This window comes from Phytohabitans maris, assembly GCF_031085175.1.
GTDB classification, from domain to species: Bacteria; Actinomycetota; Actinomycetes; order Mycobacteriales; family Micromonosporaceae; genus Phytohabitans; species Phytohabitans maris.
Window position 1 is genome coordinate 59,303 of sequence record NZ_JAVHUY010000027.1, and the last position, 20,501, is coordinate 79,803.

Sequence of the window (20,501 nt, forward strand, 5' to 3'; positions counted from 1 at the left end):
CCACCCCACCGCGGCCGCATCGCGCTACCGGGCCACGCCGACCTTGGCGAGCGGCAGGTCGTACTCGGTGACGCCGAGCGTGAACCCCTTGACCGCCGGGCCGACCGCCCACACCCGCGGCAGCTCGACCACCGGGGCGACCGCCCAGTCGCCGTTGAGCCGGGCCCACACCTTGTCGTATGCGGCCGCGCGTGCCGCGTCGGTCGTACCGGCCAGCGCGGTGTCGACGAGTTCGTCGAGTCCCGGCGCCGAGTACAGGAACGTCGGCTCGGTGCTGCGGAAGTTGGCGTTGAGCATCGCGAACGGGTCGTACGGCGGACCGTAGGTGAGGTAGAAGAGCAGGTCGTAGTCGCGCTTGGCGGCGGTGTCCGAGTACCCCGCCGAGTCCAGCTGGTCGATCTCCACCTGGATGCCGACCTTCGCCAGGTCCGCCTGGATCGCCTCGCTGAGCGTGCGCGCCTGGGGCAGCATCCCCGGGTCCAGGATCAGCCGGAGGGACAATGTGGACGCTCCGGCCTGGGCCAGCAGATCCTTCGCCTTCGTCTGGTCCAGCGACACGTCGCGGGGTTCCGGCGGCGCGTACGGGATGGACGGCGGGAAGACCTGGGTGGCCGGCTTGGCCAGGTCGTGGAAGAGCGCCTTCGCGTACGCGTCGCGGTCCAGCGCCCGGTTGACCGCCTCCCGCACCCGCGGGTCGGCCAGCGCCCGGTTGCCGGTCGTGGTGTTGAACGCCAGCAGCAGGTTGGTCGACGACGGCTCGGTCAGCAGCGTGACGCCCGACTGCTGGCGCAGGTCCAGCGTCTCCTCCGGGGCCAGCGGCGCCAGGTAGTCACCGCCGATCACGTCCACCTCCCCCGCCTTCAGCGCCGCGAGGCGGGCCTGCGAGTCGGGCATCACCGCGAAGACGACCCGGTCCAGGCTGGGGCGGCCACCCCAGTACGTGTCGTTGCGGACCAGCACGATCTCGGTCTGCGAGGAGGACTCCAGCTCGTACGGCCCGGTGCCGATCGGCTTGACGAAGTTGCCGGCCGCGTCGAACGAGGCCGGGCTGCGAAACCGCACCGGCCGCATCAGGGTCAGCTCCTGCAGCGCCGGGTAGTACGCCCCCTTGAGCCGCAACACCAGCGTCCGCTCGTCGGGCGCCTCGATCGCCTTCGTCTGGCGGGAGATGCCCAGGAACGGGGTGTCGCCGATCCAGCGTTCCATGTCGGTCTTGGCCACCGGCGCGGTGAAGGCCACGCCGTCGGAGAACGTCACGCCGGCGCGCAGGTGGAACGTGAGCGTGAGCCCGTCCGGGCTGACCTCCCACCGCTCGGCCAGGCCGGGCTGGATCTCGCCCTTCGGCCCGTACCGCACGAGCGGCTCGTAGATCTGGTCGAGCACGTTGAACGAGTGCGTCTTGTACTGCAAGCCGTTCAGGTCGGCCTCCGGCTGGCCCAGTGCCACCCGCAAGGTGCCGCCGACCGGCACGGTCGGGTCGCCGTCCGCCCCCGCGCCGGACTCGCCGCCGCCCCCGCAGGCCGCGAGCGACACGAGCAGCGCGGCACAGGCCAGCACCGCCCGCCAGCGCCGTCGCCCTCTCATGAACGCCTCCCCCAAACACCTTCTGGAAATGAAAACCATCTACTGTTAGCGCACGCTAACGGTCGATCATGACGAGAGCAAGACACACTAGTTACAACTGATCTGTAGTTGCAAAGATATGGCAACTAGAGGCCAGGCTAGCCTTTGTCGATCATGCGGGACAGCGCTCGGTGAGGCAGATCACCGCGCCAGAATTCGGCGACGAACGTCTCGCCCGAGGAACTCCACTGTGGACGCCAACCCTCCCGGTCGTCGTGATCGGGGCCGGGCCCGGTCGGCCTGGCCGCCGCCCACGAGCTCGCCCAGCCCGGCTTCCACTCCACCGAGGTCGAGAGCTACGGCCGGGCGCCGACCTTCCTCCTGGCCACCGGCTAGGGCCTGTATCAAAGAGTTTGTCGGCGCGAGCCGGAGTCCAGGCGGCGTCAGGCGGTGGCGTCTGGGCCCGGCGCAGCCCGGCAAGGAACTTGATACAGGCCCTAGGAGCAGGCCCGTTCGGTGGCCGCCGCGCCCGCCCGCGACCGGACCGCGCCCGCGCCGGGCGGCTCGACCTGCCCGGGACCGGGGTGTGCGGCAGCGGCGGCGTCAGGCCGGATGGGGATTCATTCTGCGTTCACTTTGCGGCTGGGTGTGTGCCAGGCCGCGGGAAGCGCCGGGACGGCCCCTTTAGGAGGTGACCGGAACGTGCAGCTCGTCGAGGAGCCGCCGGACCCGCCGCTCGATCTCGTCGCGGACCGGACGGACCCGCTCCACCGGCAGCCCGGCCGGGTCGTCCAGGACCCAGTCCTCGTAGCGCTTGCCGGGGAAGATCGGGCAGGCGTCGCCGCAGCCCATCGTGATGACCACGTCGGCGGCCTGGACCACCTCGTCGGTCCACGGCTTGGGGTACTCGCCGGAGATGTCGATGCCCCGCTCGGCCATCGCCGCGACCGCGGAGGGGTTGACCTCGATCCCCGGCTCCGAGCCGCCGGACCAGGCGATCGCCCGGTCACCGGCCAGGTGCGCGAAGAAGCCCAACGCCATCTGGGAACGCCCGGCGTTGTGCACGCACAGGAAGAGCACCACCGGCCGGGCGTCCGTGCGGAGCCCTTCCACCCGGGCCAGGGCGGTCAGCCGCTGCCGGGCGAACCGCTCGGCCAGCAGGGGCAGGAAGTTCGGCACCGTGCTGTACGTGGCGAACTGGTCGTAGCTGGAGTGCAGGAAGCGCTCGATCGTCTCGGTGCCGAACACCCCGACGAACTCCTCGCCGAGCCGGGCGGCGGCGGTGCGGAGCGCGAGCCGCTGGTCGACGGAGAGGTCGTCACGGCGGTAGCTGGTCAGGTCAGTCATTCTTCGACTCCCTCGTGAGGTGGCGTCCGGTCCAGGACCGGCGCGAGCCGCCCGATCCGGGACTCGATCTCGGTGTAGGCGGCCTCGAACGCGGCGTCGGTGTCGTGCGGCGCCGGATCCGGCACCGACCAGTGCAGCCGAGGCCGGGAGCCGTCGGGGAGGTGCTCGTGGGCGTTGTCACAGACCGCGATCACCAGGTCGTCGCCGCGCACCACGTCGGAGACGTGCGCCGTCCGCCGCGGATCCAGGTGCAGCCCGTGCGCCTTGGCCACCCGCACCGCGCGGGGATGCACCCGCGTGGCCGGCTCGGTGCCCGCCGACGCCGCCGGGATCCGGCTGCGCCGCTGCCACAGCGCGGCGGCCAGCTGGGAACGTGCCGAATTCTGCGTGCAGACGAACACCACCCGCTCGGGCACCGGCACGGCCGGGGTGGCGATCGCCGCGAGGGCCTGCGGCACCAGGCGCAGGTAGGTGCGGCGGCGATCCCCCTCGGACCGGGTCCGCACGACCAGACCGGCCTCGGTCAGCACCTTGAGGTGGTGGGCGACCAGGTTGGTCGGCATGTCCAGCGCCTCGCCCACCTCGCCCGGGGACGCGTCGCCCAGGGTGAGCGTGTCGACGATCGCCAGCCGGGACGGGTCGCCGAGCGCGGCGTGCACCCGCGCCCGCACGGCCAGCAGATTAGACTCAGCGTTCATTGACTCAATGATTGCTGAACTAATCGCGAGGTGTCAAGCGGCCGTAGCCGATCGTCTCCTCCCGCCCCGGCGGGCCGGTCACGGTGACCGTCCGCGACGCCGGGTCGATGCTCCGGACGGTGGTGTCCAGGCGCAGGTCGAGGCCGGCGGCCGCGAGGTCGTCGCGGGTGCGGTGGGCCAGGTCGCGCCAGTCCGGCACGTCGCCGGAGACGTGGTACGGGATGCCGCAGATCGAGAAGTTCGGGTACGCGTCCGCGACCACCAGCAGCGGCTCCACAGCCGGGTCCACCTGGCGGGCCCGCAGTCCGGCGCTGATGCCGGCGTCGCTGCCGCCGACGATCACCAGGCGGGTCACCCGGCGGCCCTCCGCGACCGGCCCGCGTTGTGCACGCGGACGAACGGCACCGTCGGCTTCTCGCCCACCCTCATCGCCCCTCCGACAGCTGTGGCACCACGACCTGCTCTACCCCTACGCCCGCGCGCGGGTACAGCATCGCCAGCGCGCCGAGCCCGACAACCAGACCGACGAGTTGGGCGCCGACGAAACCCGGCACCGACCCGGGCGCGATACCGGCGAACGTGTCGGTGAAGGCCCGCCCCACCGTCACCGCCGGGTTCGCGAAAGACGTGGACGACGTGAACCAGTACGCCGCCCCGATGTATCCGCCGACCGCCGCCGGCGCGACCGCGGCCCGCCCGGACCGGGCGAGCGCGAAGATCAGCAGCACCAGGCCGGCGGTCGCGACCACCTCGCCCAGCCAGAGCCGCGACGTGGCCCGGTCGGTCCCGGACCAGTCCACGGCCGCCAGGTCGAACATCAGGTTGGCCAGCACCGACCCGGCGATCGCCCCCGCCACCTGCGCCGGCACGTAGACGGCCAGGTCGCGCGCGGTCAGACCGGTGCCGGCGCGGCGACCCAACCACCAGTCCGCGACGGAGACCACCGGGTTGAGGTGCGCGCCAGACACCGGGCCGACCATCAAGATGATCACCGCCAGGCCGAACGCGGTCGTGGTCGAGTTCTCCAGCAACCGCAGGCCCACGTCACCCGGTGACAGCCGGGCCGCCATGATCCCGGAGCCGACCACGACGGCGACCAGCAACGCGGTCCCGACGAACTCGGCGGCGGCCCGCCGCGACAGCGCCACGGCGTCCATCAGCACTCCCGCCGGACGTCGCCGCTGGCCCGGGCCCGCTCGGCGAGCGCCGCCAGGTGCCGGGCGGCGCCGTCGAGGACCTCCGGCCGCAGGCGGTAGAACGTGTACCGGCCGCGCGGCTCCGGCACGACCACGCCGGCCTGCCGCAGCGCCCGCAGGTGGTTCGAGACGTTCGGCTGGGTCGCCCCGGTGTCTTCGACCAGGTGGCAGGTGCACGCCGCGCCCTCGGCGAGCAACTCCACGATCCGAGCGCGGAGCGGGTCGGCGAGCAGGCGGATCACATCATGGTCGGCTGATATCAGCACACCGTGATCAAACGCGAGGACACCCTCCGCTGTCAACAGCCGCTGCTGCCGGGTCCGCCCGAACCTCGCGGTGTCCGGACCTGCTTCGCGGGTGATCTGTCGACGGCGTGGTGAACAGCTTCGATACGCTGCGCTTTCCGGGCGTTCGCGAAGTCCTGGCCCTGGTGGCGTTCTTGTTATCCAAGGAGGCGGTGCGATGCGCACCTACGAGCGCTTCGGCGAGGCTGTCCGCGTGACCCTCGGCACCGCGGCCGTCGCGGGCTTGGTTTGTTTCCTGCTGGCAGGCGGGGGACCGCGTCCGCTCGCCTGGATATTCCTCTGGGTGTCACTGGTCGCGGCCGCCTCCTGGTTCTACGTGGCAGACCGCAATCGGTGGCGGGTCGGCGTAAAGATCGCCGGGCAGTTCGGGATGGTCATCGTCGGCCTGGCCGCGAGCTTGTCCCTGGTTGTCGGCAGCGGTTGGATGCTGCTGGGCGGTCTGGTGCTGGCTGGCCTCGTCACCGCCCTGTGCCTGTGGATGGACGACGGGCTCGGCAGTGATCTCGGCGGCCCAGTTGACTGATCGCCGATCTCGACGGCTCACGGGGCACGGCGCTGGATCGTGCGGCTGATGTCGCGGGACGAGACGATCCCGACCAGGTGACCGTCGCTCATGACCAGGGCACGCCCTTCCGCACACCCGTTCAGCCGGGGCAGCAGGTCGCTCACCGGCTCGTCCGGGGTCGTGAAGGTGAACTGGTCCCGCGGGCAGGCCACCTGTCGCATGGTGGTGTCGCCGCGCCGTTCGGGCGGGACCTGCCGTACCCGGTCCAGCGTCACCAGCGCGACCGGCTGGCCGTCCTCGGTGAGCGGAAACGCGTTGTGCCCGCGGCGGATGACGTAGTGGTCGAGGAAGTCGGCGACGGACGCGTCCGGCGGTACCGTCTGCGGCTGCGCGGTCATCACCTCGCGCACCGGCACCTCGGAGAGCGTCTCGAGGGCGTTGGTGCGGTACTCCTCGGTGCTCGCCGCGGCCAGCATGAACCAGCCGAGCAGCGCCAGCCACACCGCCCCGAGACCCGACCCCCGCACGAGCGCGACCAGGCCGAGCGCGATCACCGCCGTACCCAGCCCGCGGCCGACCCAGGCGACCGTGAGGTTGGCCTGGGTGCGGTCGCCGCGCCACCGCCACAGGGCCGCGCGCAGGATCCGACCGCCGTCCAGGGGCGCCGCCGGCAGCAGGTTGAGCGCCGCGATCGCCAGGTGGACAACGGCGAGCCAGGTCAGTACGCCGGTCACCAGCCCGGTCAGCCCGGCCAGCGCCAGGACGGCCGCGACACCGCCGACGAACGCGCCCACCAGCAGGCTCACCAGCGGGCCGACGGCGAAGATCCGGGCCTCGGCGCCAGGACCGGGCGAGACACCGCGAACGTCCGCCACGCCACCGAGCATCCACAAGGTGATCCGGCGGACCTCGAAGCCGTTGCGGTTGGCCACGATCGCGTGCGACAGCTCGTGCGCCACCAGGCCGACCAGGAAGATCACCGCGGCGAGGACGCCCGTGAGGTCGTACGCCCAGTTCGGGTAGCCCGGATAGGTGTCCGGCAGCGTACCCTCGGACAGCGCCCCGGCGATGAGCAGGGCCAGGACCAGGACGCTCCAGTTGACGCCGATCGGGACGCCGGCGATCCTTCCCAGTCCCGCGCCGGCGATCAAGGATCTTCGCATCTCGTCTCCCCCGTCGGCCGCTGGCTACCCCCTTGGCAACGCGTCAAACCCGACCGGCCGAGCCCGCGGCCCCACCCTCCGCGTTCGGCGACCGCAAGCCACCCGGCCCCGCGGGACCGCGAGGTGGGGTATCCAGGTGCCCTCAGAGGGCCACCGAAAACCACGATCACCAGCTGAAGTCGGGCCACCGTGCCGGGCACCGCACCTGGGGCTTGTCCCCGCGGAGCCGGCAGCGGAGGCCGGGGAACTCGGCGAGCGCCAGCTCGCCGCCGGCCGCAGCGGTGCCCGCGGAAAGACACCCCAAGAAGACGCTCCGCTGCGCTCCACGTTTCCCCCGGGACCCCGCGCAAACGGTCCACAGCAGACGCGGACCGGGGCCAAATCCGGTCTGGAAAACACCGGATGCCCGACCGCGCCGACGACCCCGAAAGCTCTCTAGACTGAAGCCCCCGGGCGATATGGAAGGGCTGACGATGGCTGACGAACCCGCCGTAGACCAGAAGATCCGGCCGCACGTGCCGCACACGGCCCGGATCTGGAACTACTGGCTCGGCGGTAAGGACAACTACGCGGCCGACCGCGAGGTCGGTGACCGGGTTCGCGAGATCTTTCCCGTGGTGATCGAGCTGGCTCGGGCCGACCGGCTGTTTCTGGGGCGGGCCGTGCGCTACCTGGCCGCCGAGGTGGGGATCCGCCAGTTCCTCGACATCGGCACCGGGCTGCCCACCCAGGACAACACCCACCAGGTCGCGCAGCGGGTGGCCCCGGAGGCACGGATCGTCTACGTCGACAACGACCCGCTGGTGCTGGTGCACGCGCGTGCCCTGCTGACCAGCTCGCCGCAGGGCGCCACCGACTACATCGACGCCGACCTGCACGACCCGGACACCATCTTGGGTACGGCCGCGAAGACGCTCGACTTCACCCAGCCCGTGGCGATCATGCTGCTCGGCGTCATGCACTTCATCCAGGACGACGACGAGTTGCAGCGGATCGTCGACCGGCTGCTGGGCGCGGTTCCGTCCGGGAGCTACGTCGCCGTGGCCAACACCACCACGGCGGTCAACGGCGAGGCCACCGCCGAGGCCGTCCGGGTGTGGAACATCGACGCGCAGCCGAAGCTGAAGCTGCGGACGCCCGAGCGGATCGCGGAGTTCTTCACCGGCCTCGAGGTCGTCGAGCCGGGCTGGGTCTCCTGCTCACGGTGGCGCCCCGAGCCGCGCGACGACGGCAGCCTGCCGGTCGAGGTCGACCAGTGGTGCGGGATCGTCCGCAAGCCCTGACCGCGTGGACGAGTCGCTGCTGCGGGAGCTCGTACCCGCGGTGATCGGTCTCCTCGTCCGGCGCGGAGCCGACTTCGCCTCGGCCGAGGACGCCGTGCAGGAGGCCCTGATCCGGGCGCTGGAGACCTGGCCGGACGATCCGCCGCGCGATCCGAAGGCCTGGCTCGTCACGGCCGCCTGGCACAGGTTCCTGGACGCCGCCCGCGCCGAGACGTCGCGGCGGGGGCGGGAGCTGGCCGTACGGGTCGAGCCACCCGCCGGCCCGGTGCCCGCCACCGACGACACGCTGCGGCTCTACTTCCTCTGCGCGCACCCCACCCTGCCGCGGTCCTCGGCCGTCGCCTTGACGCTGCGCGCCGTCGGTGGCCTGACCACCCGGCAGATCGCGACGGCGTACCTCGTCCCCGAGACGACCATGGCGCAGCGGATCAGCCGGGCCAAGCGGCGGATCGCCGGGCTGCCGCTCGACCAGCCCGGTGATCTCGCGACCGTGCTGCGCGTGCTCTACCTCGTCTTCAACGAGGGGTACGGCGGAGACCTCGACCTGGCGGCCGAAGCGATCCGGCTCAGCCGCCAGCTCGTCGCCCTGACCGACGAACCCGAGGTCGCCGGGCTGCTCGCGCTCATGCTGCTGCACCACGCCCGCCGCGCGTCCCGCACCGGTCCGGGAGGGCGCCTGGTCCCCCTCGACGAGCAGGACCGGTCACGCTGGGACACCGGCCTGATCACCGAGGGGGTGGCGATCCTGCGGGCCGCGCTGGAGCGCGACCGGCTGGGCGAGTACCAGGCGCAGGCCGCGATCGCCGCCCTGCACGCCGACGCCCGGTGCGCCGCCGAGACGGACTGGGCACAGATCGTCGAGTGGTACGACGAGCTGCTGCTCCTCAACGACAGCCCGATCGTGCGGCTCAACCGCGCGGTGGCGGTCGGCGAGGCCGACGGAGCGCGGGCCGGCCTGGCCGCGCTGGCCGAGCTGAGCCCCGACCTGCCCCGCTACGCCGCGGTCTCGGCGCACCTGCACGAGCGCGCCGGCGACCTCGGGCCCGCCGCCGACCTGTACGCCGAGGCCTCCCGCGCCGCCACCAGCGTGCCGGAGCGCGACCACCTCACCCGGCAGGCCGCGCGGGTACGGCAGCTGCTGGGCCGGTAAGCGCGGCGGATCGGCGTCCCCGGCCGGTGTTTCATCCGGGTCGCTACGGGGGAACCGCAGTCACCCAGCCGGGCGGGCGCGCCCGGTCACGGAGAAACGGGGGTAGCAATGGCGTTCATCACCGCGAGGGACGGCACCGAGATCTACTTCAAGGACTGGGGTTCCGGTCCGGTCGTCACGTTCTCGCACGGGTGGCCGTTGAGCGCGGACGCGTGGGACGGTCAGCTGCTGTTCCTGGCGCGGAACGGATTTCGGGTCGTCGCCCACGACCGGCGCGGGCACGGCCGGTCGGGTCAGGCCATGGACGGCAACGACATGAACGGGTACGCGGACGACCTGGCGGCGGTGATCGAGGCGCTCGACCTCACCGACGCCACCCTGGTCGGGCACTCGACCGGCGGCGGCGAGGTCGCCCGCTACATCGGGCGGTACGGGACCGACCGGGTGGCCAAGGCGGTGCTGATCTCCGCCGTACCACCGATCATGGTGCAGACTCCGGACAACCCGGAGGGCTTGCCGATCAAGGTCTTCGACGATCTGCGGGCGCAGCTCTTCGCCGACCGGTCGCAGTTCTACCAGGACCTGGCGCAGATGTTCTACGGGGCCAACCGGCCCGGGGCCACGGTCTCCAAGGGCATCCTGGACCAGTTCTGGCTGTGGAGCATGCAGGCCGGGCTGAAGAACGCGTACGAGAGCATCAAAGCGTTCTCGGAGACCGACTTCCGCGACGACCTGGCGAAGTTCGACGTGCCCACGCTGGTCATGCACGGCGAGGACGACCAGATCGTCCCGGTCAAGGACTCCGCGCACAAGACGGCGCAGCTGGTCGCGAACGCCCAGGAGATCTACTACCCGGGCGCGCCGCACGGGATGACCGCCACGCTCCAGGACCAGGTCAACAACGACCTGCTCGCCTTCCTGAAGAGCTGACCCGACCGGACGCGGTCTGCGGTGGAGGCGTTGCTGCTCGTCGCGGTCCTGGGGGCGACCGTGCTGGTCGGCACCACGATCGGCGGGCGGTACAGCGTCGCGCCGCCGGTGCTGCTGATCGTCGGCGGGGCGCTGCTGGCGCTGATCCCGCGGCTGTCGCACGTCACGCTGCCGCCCGAGCTGGTGCTGCTGCTGTTCCTGCCGCCGATCCTGTACTACGAGAGCCTCAACATCAGCCTTCGCGAGATCCGGGCGAACCTGGGGATCATCCTGCTCCAGGCGGTGGTACTGGTGATCGCGACGATGGTCGCGATCTCGTTCGCATTGCAGGCGGTCGGGGTGCCCTCGGACGCGGCGTGGGTCCTCGGCGCGGTGCTGGCCCCGACCGACGCGGCGGCCGTCGCGGGTCTGGCGAAGCGGATGCCGCGGCGAACGCTCACCAGGTTGCGGGCCGAGAGCCTGATCAACGACGGTACGGCCCTGGTGCTGTTCGCCGTCGCGGTCGGCGCGGTGGGCGGCGAGTCCACGCCCGGTCCGCCGCTGCTGGCCGGCGAGTTCGTCTGGTCGTTCGTCGGCGGTGTCCTATCCGGGCTGGGCACCGGCCGCGTGGTCGTGCTGATCCGCCGCCACGTCGACGACCCGCTGCGGGAGGGCGGGCTGAGCATGCTCACCCCGTTCGTCGCGTTCCTGCTCGGCGAGCTCGTCCACGCCAGCGGCGTGGTCGCCGTCGTGGTGTCCGGCCTGGTGCTGTCGTACGCCAGCCCGCGGGTGATCCGGGCCCGGTCGCGGTTCTGGGCGTTCGCGTTCTGGGACCTCTCCACGTTCATGATCAACGGCAGCCTGTTCGTGCTGGTCGGGATGCAGATACCGCGGGCGGTCCGGGACATCGACGGGCGCACGCTCGGGCACGCGCTGCTGGTCGCGTTCACGGCCAGCGCGGTCGCGATCCTCCTCCGGCTGAGCTGGGTGCACGTGTCGGCGTGGGTGATCCGGCTGGTGGACCGGCGGGAGGCGCAGCGGGCCCGGCGGGTGGACTGGCGGGTCCGTACCGCCGAGGGCTGGGCCGGCTTCCGCGGCGCCGTGTCGCTCGCGGCGGCGCTGGCGGTGCCCGCGACGCTGGCGAACGGCACCCCGTACGGGGACCGGGACCTGATCGTCTTCACGACGGTGACCGTCATCGTCGTGACCATCCTGCTGCAGGGGCTGACCCTGCCGTACGTGCTGCGCTGGGCCGGGCTGGAAGGCGACGAGGCGCGCGAGGACGAGACGCAGAGGGCCAGCCTGAAGGCCACCCAGGCGGCCCTCGACGCGTTGCCGGACATCGCCCGGACGCTGGACGTCCCGCCCGAGCTGGAGGACCGGGTCCGGGCCGACTACGAGGAGCACCTGGAGGAGCTGCGCAGCGAGGGCGAGGAGGAGCAGCAGGCGGTCCACTACGAGCGGGTGGAACACCGGCTACGGTTGGCGATCCTGCAACGCAAGCGGCAGACGATCACCGCACTGCGCGACGCCAACAAGATCGACGACTACGTGCTGCGTGACCTGCAGGCGGGCATGGACATCGAGGAGATCCGGCTACTGGGCCCCACGCCGCTGGAGTGAACCCCCGCGGTGGAGCGCTCCGGCGGTGGCACCCATGGCCGCGAACGGGAATCCGAGCACCGCAGTGACCGCGAGGACCAGGATGGCGCCGCCGACCTGGAACCCGGCGGTGGTGGCGTCGCCGGCGAAGGTCCACCCGCCGTCGACCGCGTACGCGCGTGCGGCTGCCAGCAGCCCCAGCGCGCAGCCGAGTGGCATGACCGTGATCGCGGTCCAGATGCCGGCCTCCACCCCGGCGGCGAACGATCGGCGGGCCGCCGCGGCGGCGAACGCGGGACCGCCGAAGGCGAACGCCGGCCCGAAGAGCAGCAGGAAGAGCGCGGCCCCGCCAAGGCCGGCGAGGGCGGCCACCATCTGCCCGGCGGCGAGGAGGACGGCGGCGCCGGCGCCCAGGTACGCCGCGAGGCGGCCGCCGCTCGACCGGCGTGCCGGCGCCACGGCCAGCCGGAGGCAGCCGGCGAGCACGACGGCGAGGAAGATCGCCCGGGCCGGCGTCAGCCCTTCGGGCGCGGCCGGATGCCGGGCCAGAAACGCCGCGGCGGCGACGACGGCACCGGCGACGGCGGCGGTCACCAGCGCGGTCGCCAGCGGCGCCGGCGGGCGCCCGGACCGGGCGCGGCCGACCGCCAGGACCGCCACGGCGACCGCAAGGGCGGCGAAGGTGGCCGCGAACAAGGCGAACCCGGGCAGCACCGCGCCGACCGCCAGGTGAGCGGCCGCCGCGACGACGGCACCGGCGGCGACCGCGAGCCCGAGCCGGCCGGCGGGCAGCAGCAGGGACACCGCCGCCCGGGCGGAGCTGAGCGCGAACCGCCAGCGTGCCCACCCGCCGCGCACCTCGACCATCTCGCCGAGCATCGCCTGGCCCCAGCGCCGCCGGGGCTCGGGCAGCGTGGCCACCGCCACGGCCAGAAACCGCCCCGGCGCGTCCATCGTGGACAGACGGGCGCCGTCCGCCGCCCACCAGTGGTGGACCAGCAGCCAGGACGTAAACAGCCAGAGCAGCGCCGGCATCGCGAACGGCACGAGCAGCCAGAGCATCAGGTCCGGCGAGGACGGCCCGGCGGACCGCACGACCCACGCGTAGAGGGCCGCGAACACCACGACGACCGGGGTGGCGGCGGCCATCTCGTACCGCCGGCGGATCCGGCTCACGCTCCCTGCCATCTCGGCTCCGATCGTCGGGGGACGGCGGCCGGCCGCGGCGGCGCCGGTGCGAGCTCGGCCGCGAGCGCCCGGCCGGAGCCGGTCAGCCGGTAGAGGTGTCGCGGTGGGCGGCCGGCGGGAGGGTCGGTCTCCCACGCCGTCTCCAGCAGTCCCCGGTCGGCCAGCCGCACGAGGATCGGGTACAGCGAGCCGGGGCGGAGGTCGAGCTGCTTGCACAGCTCGTAGCCGTATCGCCAGGTGGTGGGGGCGTCCGCGAGCGCGGAGAGCACCGCGATGGTCTGCGCCGACGGGCGGCGGGCTCTGGTCACGGCAATAACTCTACATAGTCAGAGTTTTGCCGGCAAGGCTTCGAGCCTCGCTCTTACCGTGGCGGCGTCGGGCGTGGCCGTGCCATCGCCGTGGCCGTGCTGCCCGAACCTCGCCAGGGATCGCGACCGTGGAGCCCCGGCGAGGTCCTTTGTGGCGGGTCAGGCCTGCGCGGCGAGGGTGAGCGAGCCGAGCAGCGCGGCGTCCTGCGCGAAGCCGGAGAGGACGACCTCGGGCCGGTACGGCAGGGCCCGGGAGAGGCGTTCGGTCAGCAGCTCGCGGACCAGCTCGTCACGGGCGACACCGCCGACGAGCACCAGGCGCTGCGGGTCGACGAGCAGGCAGCAGGTGACGACGTGGCGGGCCAGCTCGTCGACGCGGGCGACCAGCGCGTCCCGCGCCGGGCCGGGAGAGCGGGCCGCGGCGCAGAGGCCGGCCGCGCCGCCGGACAGGCTGAGCCGCTCGGCGAGCTCGTCGAGGGCCCGGCCGGAGAAGTCGGCCTCCAGCCGCGGCTCTGCCGAGGTGGGCCAGCCCGGGCCGGTGACGGCGTACGCGATCTCGCCGGCCGCGCCGTGGCGCCCGGGTACCACCGTGCCGTTGACGGTGATGGCGGCCGCGACGCCGGTACCCAGCCCGATCACCACGCCCGGGTCGGCGTCCCGCAGCGCGCCGCGGTGCAGTTCGGCGAGGGCGGCCGCGTTGAGGTCGTTGGCGACCCGTACCCGGGAGATGCCGAGGTGGTCGCGGACCGCCTCGGCCAGGCGCAGCTCCTCCCAGCCGGGGACGTTCGGCGCGAGGTCGATGCCGTCGTCGCGGACCAGGCCCGGTGAGGCGATGCCGGCGGCGTACAGGGTGCCGCCGGTGTCGGTGACGAGCTTCTGCGCCAGGTCCAGCGCGCGGGCCAGGGCCTGCCGCGCGCCGCGGGAAGCGAGCGTCGGCACCCGCTCGGAGATCAGGAGGCGCCCGTCGGCGTCGCCGATCCCGATCGCCATCTTGGTGCCGCCGAAGTCGATGCCCAGGAGCCGCCGGTCGGGCTGGAGGTTCACCGGGCGGACCTTTCCGCGACCGCGGCCGCGAGCATGGTGTCGGCGTCGTGCAGGCGCTTGCGCAGCCCGGTGGCGTGCGCGACCGCCTCGTCCAATGTGGAGCGGATCCGGCCGACCTGTACGCGTACCGCGGCCTCGCCCGGTCCGTCCTTCTGCGCGCGGCGCAGGACGAGCTCGGGCTGGAGCGCGGCGGCGACGAGGTCGTGGACGGCCGCGTCGGTGAGCGCGCCGACGCCGGCGGCCCGCGCCACCTCGCGTACGCCCGCGTCGGTCCAGGTGGCGGGCGCGCCGGCGCGGACGAGCCGGCCGACGACCGAGTGCGCGGCGCGGAACGGTACGCCGTGCCGGGTCAGCGCGTCGGCGGCGGCGGTCGTCGTCGCGCCGGTCGCCACGATCGCCTCGCCGGTCGGCGGGCGCAACGGCTCCAGCCGCTGGAACAAGCCGCCGAGCAAGGCGAAGAAGCGGTACGCGCGGTCGTTGCTCTCCCAGAGCCGCACCTGCACGTCGGTGGTCGCGTTGTTGGAGTCTTCCCACCAGGCGGCGCCGACGTTGTTGAAGACGGAGGCGGCGTCGGCCGCCGCGGCGCCGGCCATCGAGACCAGGTGCTCCAGGACGACCGGGTTGCGCTTCTGCGGCATGATCGTGCTGCCCTGGGTGAACTCCTCCGGCGTGCGCACCCATTCCCAGCTGAGCCAGTCCATGAGCGTACGGGCCAGCCGGGCGCCGGTGGCCAGCGACTGCGCGTTGAGCGCCCCGGTCCGCATGAGGTGGTCGGCGCCGGCGACCGCCTCGTACGAGTTGACCACCAGCTCCTCGAAGCCGAGCAGCTCGGCGACCCGCTCAGGGTCGATGTCGAGGTCGGTGCCGGCGAAGGCGCACGAGCCGAGCGGGGAACGGTTGACCTCGGCGAGCAGGCTCGCGTAGGCGGCGGCCTCCCCGGCCAGCGCCTCGGCGTACCCGGCGAGCACGTGCCCGAGGCTGGTGGGCTGGGCCGGGCGCCGGTGCGTGTACCCGACGACGACCACGTCGGCGTAGTGGTCGGCGCGGTCCAGCAGCTCGGCGCCCGCGTCCGCGATCGCGGCCAGCACGCGGAGCAGCTGGTCGCGCAATATCATCCGGAACACGCCGGCATCCAGGTCGTTGCGGCTCCGGGCGAGCTGCACGTTGAGCTCGCCGGTCGGGATGCCGCACGCGGCGGCAAGCCGTTTCTCCAGCGTGTAGTAGACGTCTTCGACGGTCCCGTCGTAGGTGAACGTCTCCGGCCGGTCCGCGCGGAGCGTGACCAGCCCGCGCAGCATCGACGCGGCCGACCCGGCGGGGATCAGGCCCCGCTCGGCGAGCATCACGACGTGCGCCTCGCTCGCCTTCACCATCGGCTGGTAGAGGTACCCGGCGTGGTGCTCGAACGTGACCCGGAGATGGTGCTGCTGGTAGGTGGTGAGCGGCGGCTGCGTCACGGCGTTTCCCCCGGTTGTGGTTGCGATACAGGATCCGTGCCCGGCGGGCCCGGCAGCGGCGCGGCCGCCCAGGCCCGGAGGATCTCGCCGAGCCGGGCGGCGGCCAGCTCCCGTACCCGCCGGCCCGCGGGCTCGCTGGCCAGCGAGATGTGCCCGCTCCACCCCTGCCACGGCTCGGGCCGGGACTCGACCAGCACGTACGGGTGGGGCGTCGGGAGCTTGGGGCGGGGTGGCAGGTCGGTGGCGGCGCCCCGGTGTACGGCCTCGGGGTCGAAGCCGAGCACGGCCGACGTCTCGTACGCGCCGCCGTGGCCGCGCGAGGTCAGCTCGCCGAAGAGCTCGCGGGTCTCGTCCGGGCCGACCAGCTGAAACCAGTTCACGAGCATGAGGCTCGCCTGCCGCCGGCCGGAGACCCACTCCATCGCGGCGCGGGCGACCGACATGTTGGCGTCGTGGCCGTTGACGACGAGCACCCGCGAGAAGCCGGCGGCCACGATGCCGTCGAGCACGTCACACGCGTACGCGACGGCGGTCTCCGGGCGCACCGCGACCGTTCCGGGCCAGGGCCGGGTCTGGCCGGGGCAGGCGGTGTAGGCGACCGCGGGGAACGAGACGGCCCACACGCCGGCACTCTCCACTTCGGACGCGAAGCCCTCGGCGAGGATGAGGTCGGTGCCGAGCGGCAGGTGCGGCCCGTGCCATTCGACCGCGCCGACCGGGAGCACGGCCAGGTCGGCCGCCTCGGCGACCCGGGTGAGGGCGTGCCCCGGTACCCGGCTGACCGGCAGCAGCCCGCCCCGGGCCCGCCAGGTGTCGATCAGTTCGTCCACTGTTCCGCCTGTCGTGACGCGGCCCGGCCGCCGCGTTCCAGCCGCCCGGAGAACCACATCACCACGAAGATGAGGACGACCTGGAGCATGCCGTACGCGGCGGCGGTGCCGATTTCGAACGAGTACATCCGGTTGTTGATCGCCACCGAGATCGGGACGGTGGACGAGGTGTAGATGAGCACCGAGGCGACGAACTCCCCCACCCCGTGCACGAAGGCGAGCAGCGCGCCGACGATGACGCCCGGCAGCATGAGCCGCACCGTAACGCTGAGGAACGCCCGCCACCAGGACGCGCCGAGGTTGCGGGCGGCCTCTTCGAGCGACGGGTCGATCAGCGCGAGCGACGCCGAGCTGGCCCGGAAGACCAGCGGCAGGAAGCGCACGAAGTAGGCGAGCGGCAGGATCCAGAACGTGCCGATCAGCGCCTGGCCGAAGCTGAACCCGTTGCCGGTGCTGAACGCCGAGATGAGGTTGATGGCCACGACGGTGCCGGGCAGCGCCCAGGCGATCATGACGCCGACGTCGAGCAGGCTCCGGCCGACGAAGCGCAGCCGCCGCACCGCGTACGCGATGAGCACGCCGACCGCGACGCAGGCGGCGGTGGCGAGCAGGCTCATCCGCAGCGAGTTGAGGATCGGCTCGAACGCCCGCGGCTCGGTCAGGATCGTGACGAAGTTCTCGACCGTGTACGCGGAGGGGATGACCTCGGTGGTCCACGACCCGTCCGCGGAGAACGCCACCAGCGCGATCGTCGCGACCGGGGCGAGCAGCACGATCGTCGCCAGCACCGAGGCGACCGGCGCGAGCCAGCGCCCGATCGGGTTGGCGATCTCCCGCCGGTGCGCCGCGACGCCCTTGGACTGCGACAGGTAGCTGCGCCGCCCCTCGTACCAGCGCATGGCCAGCAGGAAGGCGATCGACACCAGGCCCAGCACGGAGGCGTACGTCGAGGCCATCGGCAGGTCGCCGTTGGTGCGGTTGATGTAGATCTGCATGGTCATGGTCTGGTCGACGCCGAACAGCAGCGGCGCGGTGTACGAGGCCAGCGAGGTCATGAAGACCAGCAGCGAGGCCGAGACCAGGGCCGGCGTGAGCATCGGCAGCAGGACGGTGCGCCACACCCGGATCCGGCCGGCGCCGAGGTTGTAGGCGGCCTCCTCGATCGAGGAGTCCATGCCGGCCAGCGCGGCCGAGGCGGCGAGGTAGAAGAACGGGTACATGGTGAAGGTGTGCACGACGAGCACACCGGCGATCCCGTCGAACGCCAGTACCGGCCGCTCGGTGCCGAAGAGCTGCTGCAACGCCCGGGGCAGGATGCCGATCTCGCTGTAGAGCAGTTGGAAGGCGACCGCCCCGATCAGCGGCGGCAGCGCGGCGGGCACCAGGATGAACGCCTCGACCAGACCCCGGCCGCGAAACGTGAAGCGCTTGAGCAGGAACGCCATCGCCACGCCGACGGTCCCGCAGAGCAGCACGCTCGCCGCCGAGATCACCAGCGACGTGACGAGCGAGGTGCGGGCGACGCCGGACGAGGTGAAGAACTGCGTGTAGTTGGCCGTGCCGTCCTCGCTGACGCTCTCCGCGAACGTGGCGAGCATCGGCTGCACCACGTAGCCCCAGAGGATCAGGGCGAGCGGGGCGACCAGCAGGTACGGGAACCACGGCGCGCTCGCCCCGCCGCCGAGCCGCCGGGTGAGCTGCGCCCGCCGGGACGCGCGCGGGGAGGCGACCGCGGTCACGGCCGGACCACCCAGAGCCGGTCGGCGGAGAGCCGCAGCCCGATCCGGTCGCCGATCCCGACGCGCTCCGGCGCGTCCACGGTCGCGACGGTCACCTCGGTGTCGGTACCGCCGATGTCGACCTGGACGGTCAGGTGCGTGGTCATGCCGGTGAACTCGATCGCGGTGACCCGCCCGCCGATCGCGCCGGGGTCGGTGGGGCCGGTGACCGCGATGTACTCGGGGCGGGCCGAGACCAGCGCGGTGTCGCCGGTACCCAGCCCGTGCCCATCGGGCGCGCCGGACCAGACCCGCGCCCCGCCGGGGAGCACGACCTCGACCCGGGTCGCCTCGGCGGCGGCGACCGGCAGCGACAGTACGTTGCTGCGGCCGATGAAGCGGGCCACGAACTCGTTGGCCGGCTGGTGGTAGACCTCGCGCGGGCTGCCGACCTGCTGTACCCGGCCGGACCGCATCACCGCGATCCGGTCGGACATCGCCATCGCCTCGGCCTGGTCGTGGGTGACGTAGATCGAGGTGGTGCCGGACTCCCGCTGGATGCGGCGGATCTCGGTGCGGGTCTCCTCGCGCAGCTTGGCGTCCAGGTTGGACAGTGGTTCGTCGAGCAGCAGCATGCGCGGGCGGATCACCAGCGCGCGGGCGAGCGCGACCCGCTGCTGCTGGCCGCCGGAGAGCTCGTCGATGCGGCGCGCGCCGTACCCGTCGAGGTGCACCTCGGCCAGCGCCTCGGCCACCCGCCGGGCCGCCTCGGCCCGCCCCACGCGGCGCACCTTGAGGCCGTAGGCGACGTTCTGCGCGACGGTCAGGTGCGGGAAGAGCGCGTAGTTCTGGAACACCATGCCGGTGTCGCGCTTGTTCGGGGCCAGGCGGGTGACGTCCTGGCCGCCGAAGCGGATGTGGCCCTCGCTGGGGAAGTAGAAGCCCGCCACCATGCGCAGCGTGGTCGTCTTCCCGCATCCGCTCGGCCCGAGCAGCGTGAAGAACTCGCCCGCCCCGATGGTGAGGGTGACGTCGTCGACCGCGGCGGCGGCGTCGGAACGGGCGAAGCGCTTGCTCACCGATTCCAGTTCGACGTCGATCATCTGTCCTCCAGCCGTGCTGCCGGCCGGCCGGACCGCCGCGGTGCGACGGCCCGGCCGGTGAGAGCGGTCAGCCCTTGTTCTTGATCTCGGCGTTCCAATGGTTGATCCACTCGGTTTCGTGCGCGGCGATGACGGCCCAGTCGACGTCCATCGGCTTGAGGTCGAGGTTGGCCAGCCACTCCGGCTGCTCGGAGATCGGCACGGCGGGGATCTGGAAGAAGTCCTTGGCCAGGTTGGCCCGGAGCGCCCCGTCGAAGAGGAACTCGATGAAGGTCTTGGCCCCCGCGGTGTTGCCACCCTTGATCACGGCGACGCCGTCGACCAGGACCGGTGCGCCGGAGGCGGGCATCACGTACCCGAACGGCATCTTGGACTGCTCGGACTGGAGCAGGATGTCCTGGAGGTTCCAGGCGCTGAGCACGCCCTGCTGGCGGGACATCTTGACGTACATGTCGGTGGGGTTGGCGGCGTACTCGACGGTATTGGCGTCGAGCTTGCGCAGCCAGTCGTACCCGGGCTGGGGGTTGCTGCCGTCGGGTGAGAGCCGCTGGATCATCGAGGCGTAGATCGAGCGCATCGTGCCCGACGCGGGGACGTCCCGGATGATGACCTTGTCTTTCCACTTCGGGTCGACGAGGTCGTCCCAGTCCTTCGGCGCCTGGTCGGCCGGGATCGCCTTGTTGTTGTACATGATGACCTCGGGCAGCAGGATCTCGCCGAACCAGCGGCCCTCGGCGTCCTTGTACCGGGCGTCCATCTGCGCGGCGAACGACGGCTGCCACGCTTCGAGCAGGCCGTCCGTGGCGCCGGACGACAGGCCCTGCTGCGTGCCGCCCCACCAGACCGAGCCCTGCGGGTTGGCCTTCTCGGCGCGGGTACGCTCCAGCACCTCCTGCGCGCCCATGTTGAGCACCTCGACCTTGCCTTCGTACTCGGGGTACTTGGCGACGAACCGCTCGACGACGAAGTCGGTGACCTTCTTGTCCCGGGCGCTGTAGACCACGATCCGCTCGGCCGTGGTGCCCGCGGTCTCGGTCTCCTCGCTGTCGCCGCCGCAGGCGGCAAGGCTGGCCACCATCGCGCCGAGCGCGACGGTGAGAGCCAGGCGACGTCTCATGGTTGTACCTCCGCT

Annotated in this window: 19 protein-coding genes and 1 pseudogene; 5 read left to right on the forward strand and 15 right to left on the reverse strand. The window is 72.5% G+C overall.

Annotated elements, in window-relative coordinates; genetic code table 11:
* Positions 1-24: 24 nt before the first annotated feature.
* From RB614_RS26390 to RB614_RS26415, 6 genes and pseudogenes are all read right to left on the reverse strand, one after another.
* Positions 25-1,584, reverse strand: a complete 1,560-nt coding sequence (locus RB614_RS26390; protein WP_308715329.1) for an ABC transporter substrate-binding protein — start codon at positions 1,582-1,584, stop codon at positions 25-27.
* Positions 1,585-2,247: 663 nt separating this feature from the next.
* Positions 2,248-2,910, reverse strand: a complete 663-nt coding sequence (locus tag RB614_RS26395) for an arsenate reductase ArsC (protein ID WP_308715330.1) — start codon at positions 2,908-2,910, stop codon at positions 2,248-2,250.
* Complete coding sequence (locus tag RB614_RS26400) at positions 2,907-3,608, reverse strand: arsenate reductase/protein-tyrosine-phosphatase family protein (protein WP_308715331.1); 702 nt, start codon at positions 3,606-3,608, stop codon at positions 2,907-2,909. The genes RB614_RS26395 and RB614_RS26400 overlap by 4 nt, the downstream gene beginning before the upstream one ends.
* Before the next feature lie 19 nt (positions 3,609-3,627).
* Positions 3,628-3,963 (reverse strand): hypothetical protein, encoded by a 336-nt coding sequence (locus RB614_RS26405; RefSeq protein WP_308715332.1) that lies wholly within the window; start codon positions 3,961-3,963, stop codon positions 3,628-3,630.
* A 91-nt stretch (positions 3,964-4,054) separates the two neighbouring features.
* Positions 4,055-4,765, reverse strand: a pseudogene (locus RB614_RS26410) (aquaporin); the annotation flags it as partial.
* Complete coding sequence (locus RB614_RS26415) at positions 4,765-5,070, reverse strand: ArsR/SmtB family transcription factor (protein ID WP_308715334.1); 306 nt, start codon at positions 5,068-5,070, stop codon at positions 4,765-4,767. The pseudogene RB614_RS26410 and the gene RB614_RS26415, both read right to left, overlap by 1 nt.
* 196 nt (positions 5,071-5,266) lie before the next feature.
* On the opposite strand from RB614_RS26415, the gene RB614_RS26420 reads away from it, so the two are divergent.
* Positions 5,267-5,632 carry a hypothetical protein gene (locus RB614_RS26420; RefSeq protein WP_308715335.1) on the forward strand — a complete coding sequence of 122 codons (366 nt, stop codon included), beginning with the start codon at positions 5,267-5,269 and terminating at the stop codon, positions 5,630-5,632.
* Positions 5,633-5,649: 17 nt separating this feature from the next.
* Here the strand turns inward: RB614_RS26420 and RB614_RS26425 are convergent, their stop codons facing one another.
* The gene (locus RB614_RS26425; protein WP_428983116.1) at positions 5,650-6,765 is read right to left on the reverse strand and encodes a site-2 protease family protein; all 1,116 of its coding nucleotides are present in this window, start codon (positions 6,763-6,765) and stop codon (positions 5,650-5,652) included.
* Between the two features lie 485 nt (positions 6,766-7,250).
* Here RB614_RS26425 and RB614_RS26430 point away from each other — a divergent pair, with 485 nt between their 5' ends.
* From RB614_RS26430 to RB614_RS26445, 4 genes are all read left to right on the forward strand, one after another.
* Positions 7,251-8,060: an SAM-dependent methyltransferase gene (locus tag RB614_RS26430; RefSeq protein WP_308715337.1), complete on the forward strand. Its 810-nt coding sequence runs from the start codon at positions 7,251-7,253 to the stop codon at positions 8,058-8,060.
* 4 nt (positions 8,061-8,064) lie between these two features.
* Positions 8,065-9,210 carry an RNA polymerase sigma factor gene (locus tag RB614_RS26435; protein WP_308715338.1) on the forward strand — a complete coding sequence of 382 codons (1,146 nt, stop codon included), beginning with the start codon at positions 8,065-8,067 and terminating at the stop codon, positions 9,208-9,210.
* Between the two features lie 108 nt (positions 9,211-9,318).
* Positions 9,319-10,140, forward strand: coding sequence for an alpha/beta fold hydrolase (locus RB614_RS26440; protein ID WP_308715339.1), 822 nt, complete (start codon positions 9,319-9,321; stop codon positions 10,138-10,140).
* A 21-nt stretch (positions 10,141-10,161) separates the two neighbouring features.
* Positions 10,162-11,742 (forward strand): Na+/H+ antiporter, encoded by a 1,581-nt coding sequence (locus RB614_RS26445; RefSeq protein ID WP_308715340.1) that lies wholly within the window; start codon positions 10,162-10,164, stop codon positions 11,740-11,742.
* Here RB614_RS26445 and RB614_RS26450 read toward each other — a convergent pair.
* The 8 genes from RB614_RS26450 to RB614_RS26485 all read right to left on the reverse strand — a co-directional run bounded on the left by RB614_RS26450 (position 11,716) and on the right by RB614_RS26485 (position 20,486).
* Positions 11,716-12,909 (reverse strand): hypothetical protein, encoded by a 1,194-nt coding sequence (locus RB614_RS26450; protein ID WP_308715341.1) that lies wholly within the window; start codon positions 12,907-12,909, stop codon positions 11,716-11,718. The genes RB614_RS26445 and RB614_RS26450 overlap by 27 nt on opposite strands.
* The gene (locus RB614_RS26455; protein WP_308715342.1) at positions 12,894-13,217 is read right to left on the reverse strand and encodes a PadR family transcriptional regulator; all 324 of its coding nucleotides are present in this window, start codon (positions 13,215-13,217) and stop codon (positions 12,894-12,896) included. The genes RB614_RS26450 and RB614_RS26455 overlap by 16 nt, the downstream gene beginning before the upstream one ends.
* Positions 13,218-13,376: 159 nt before the next feature.
* The gene (locus tag RB614_RS26460; RefSeq protein ID WP_308715343.1) at positions 13,377-14,261 is read right to left on the reverse strand and encodes an ROK family protein; all 885 of its coding nucleotides are present in this window, start codon (positions 14,259-14,261) and stop codon (positions 13,377-13,379) included.
* Positions 14,258-15,718: a lyase family protein gene (locus RB614_RS26465; protein WP_308715344.1), complete on the reverse strand. Its 1,461-nt coding sequence runs from the start codon at positions 15,716-15,718 to the stop codon at positions 14,258-14,260. The genes RB614_RS26460 and RB614_RS26465 overlap by 4 nt, the downstream gene beginning before the upstream one ends.
* Complete coding sequence (locus RB614_RS26470; protein ID WP_308715345.1) at positions 15,715-16,548, reverse strand: creatininase family protein; 834 nt, start codon at positions 16,546-16,548, stop codon at positions 15,715-15,717. Before RB614_RS26470 ends, RB614_RS26465 begins: the two co-directional genes overlap by 4 nt.
* Complete coding sequence (locus tag RB614_RS26475; RefSeq protein ID WP_308715346.1) at positions 16,536-18,287, reverse strand: ABC transporter permease; 1,752 nt, start codon at positions 18,285-18,287, stop codon at positions 16,536-16,538. Before RB614_RS26475 ends, RB614_RS26470 begins: the two co-directional genes overlap by 13 nt.
* Positions 18,284-19,369 carry an ABC transporter ATP-binding protein gene (locus RB614_RS26480; protein WP_308715347.1) on the reverse strand — a complete coding sequence of 362 codons (1,086 nt, stop codon included), beginning with the start codon at positions 19,367-19,369 and terminating at the stop codon, positions 18,284-18,286. Before RB614_RS26480 ends, RB614_RS26475 begins: the two co-directional genes overlap by 4 nt.
* Positions 19,370-19,436: 67 nt before the next feature.
* Positions 19,437-20,486 carry an extracellular solute-binding protein gene (locus RB614_RS26485; protein ID WP_308715348.1) on the reverse strand — a complete coding sequence of 350 codons (1,050 nt, stop codon included), beginning with the start codon at positions 20,484-20,486 and terminating at the stop codon, positions 19,437-19,439.
* Between the last annotated feature and the right edge of the window lie 15 nt (positions 20,487-20,501).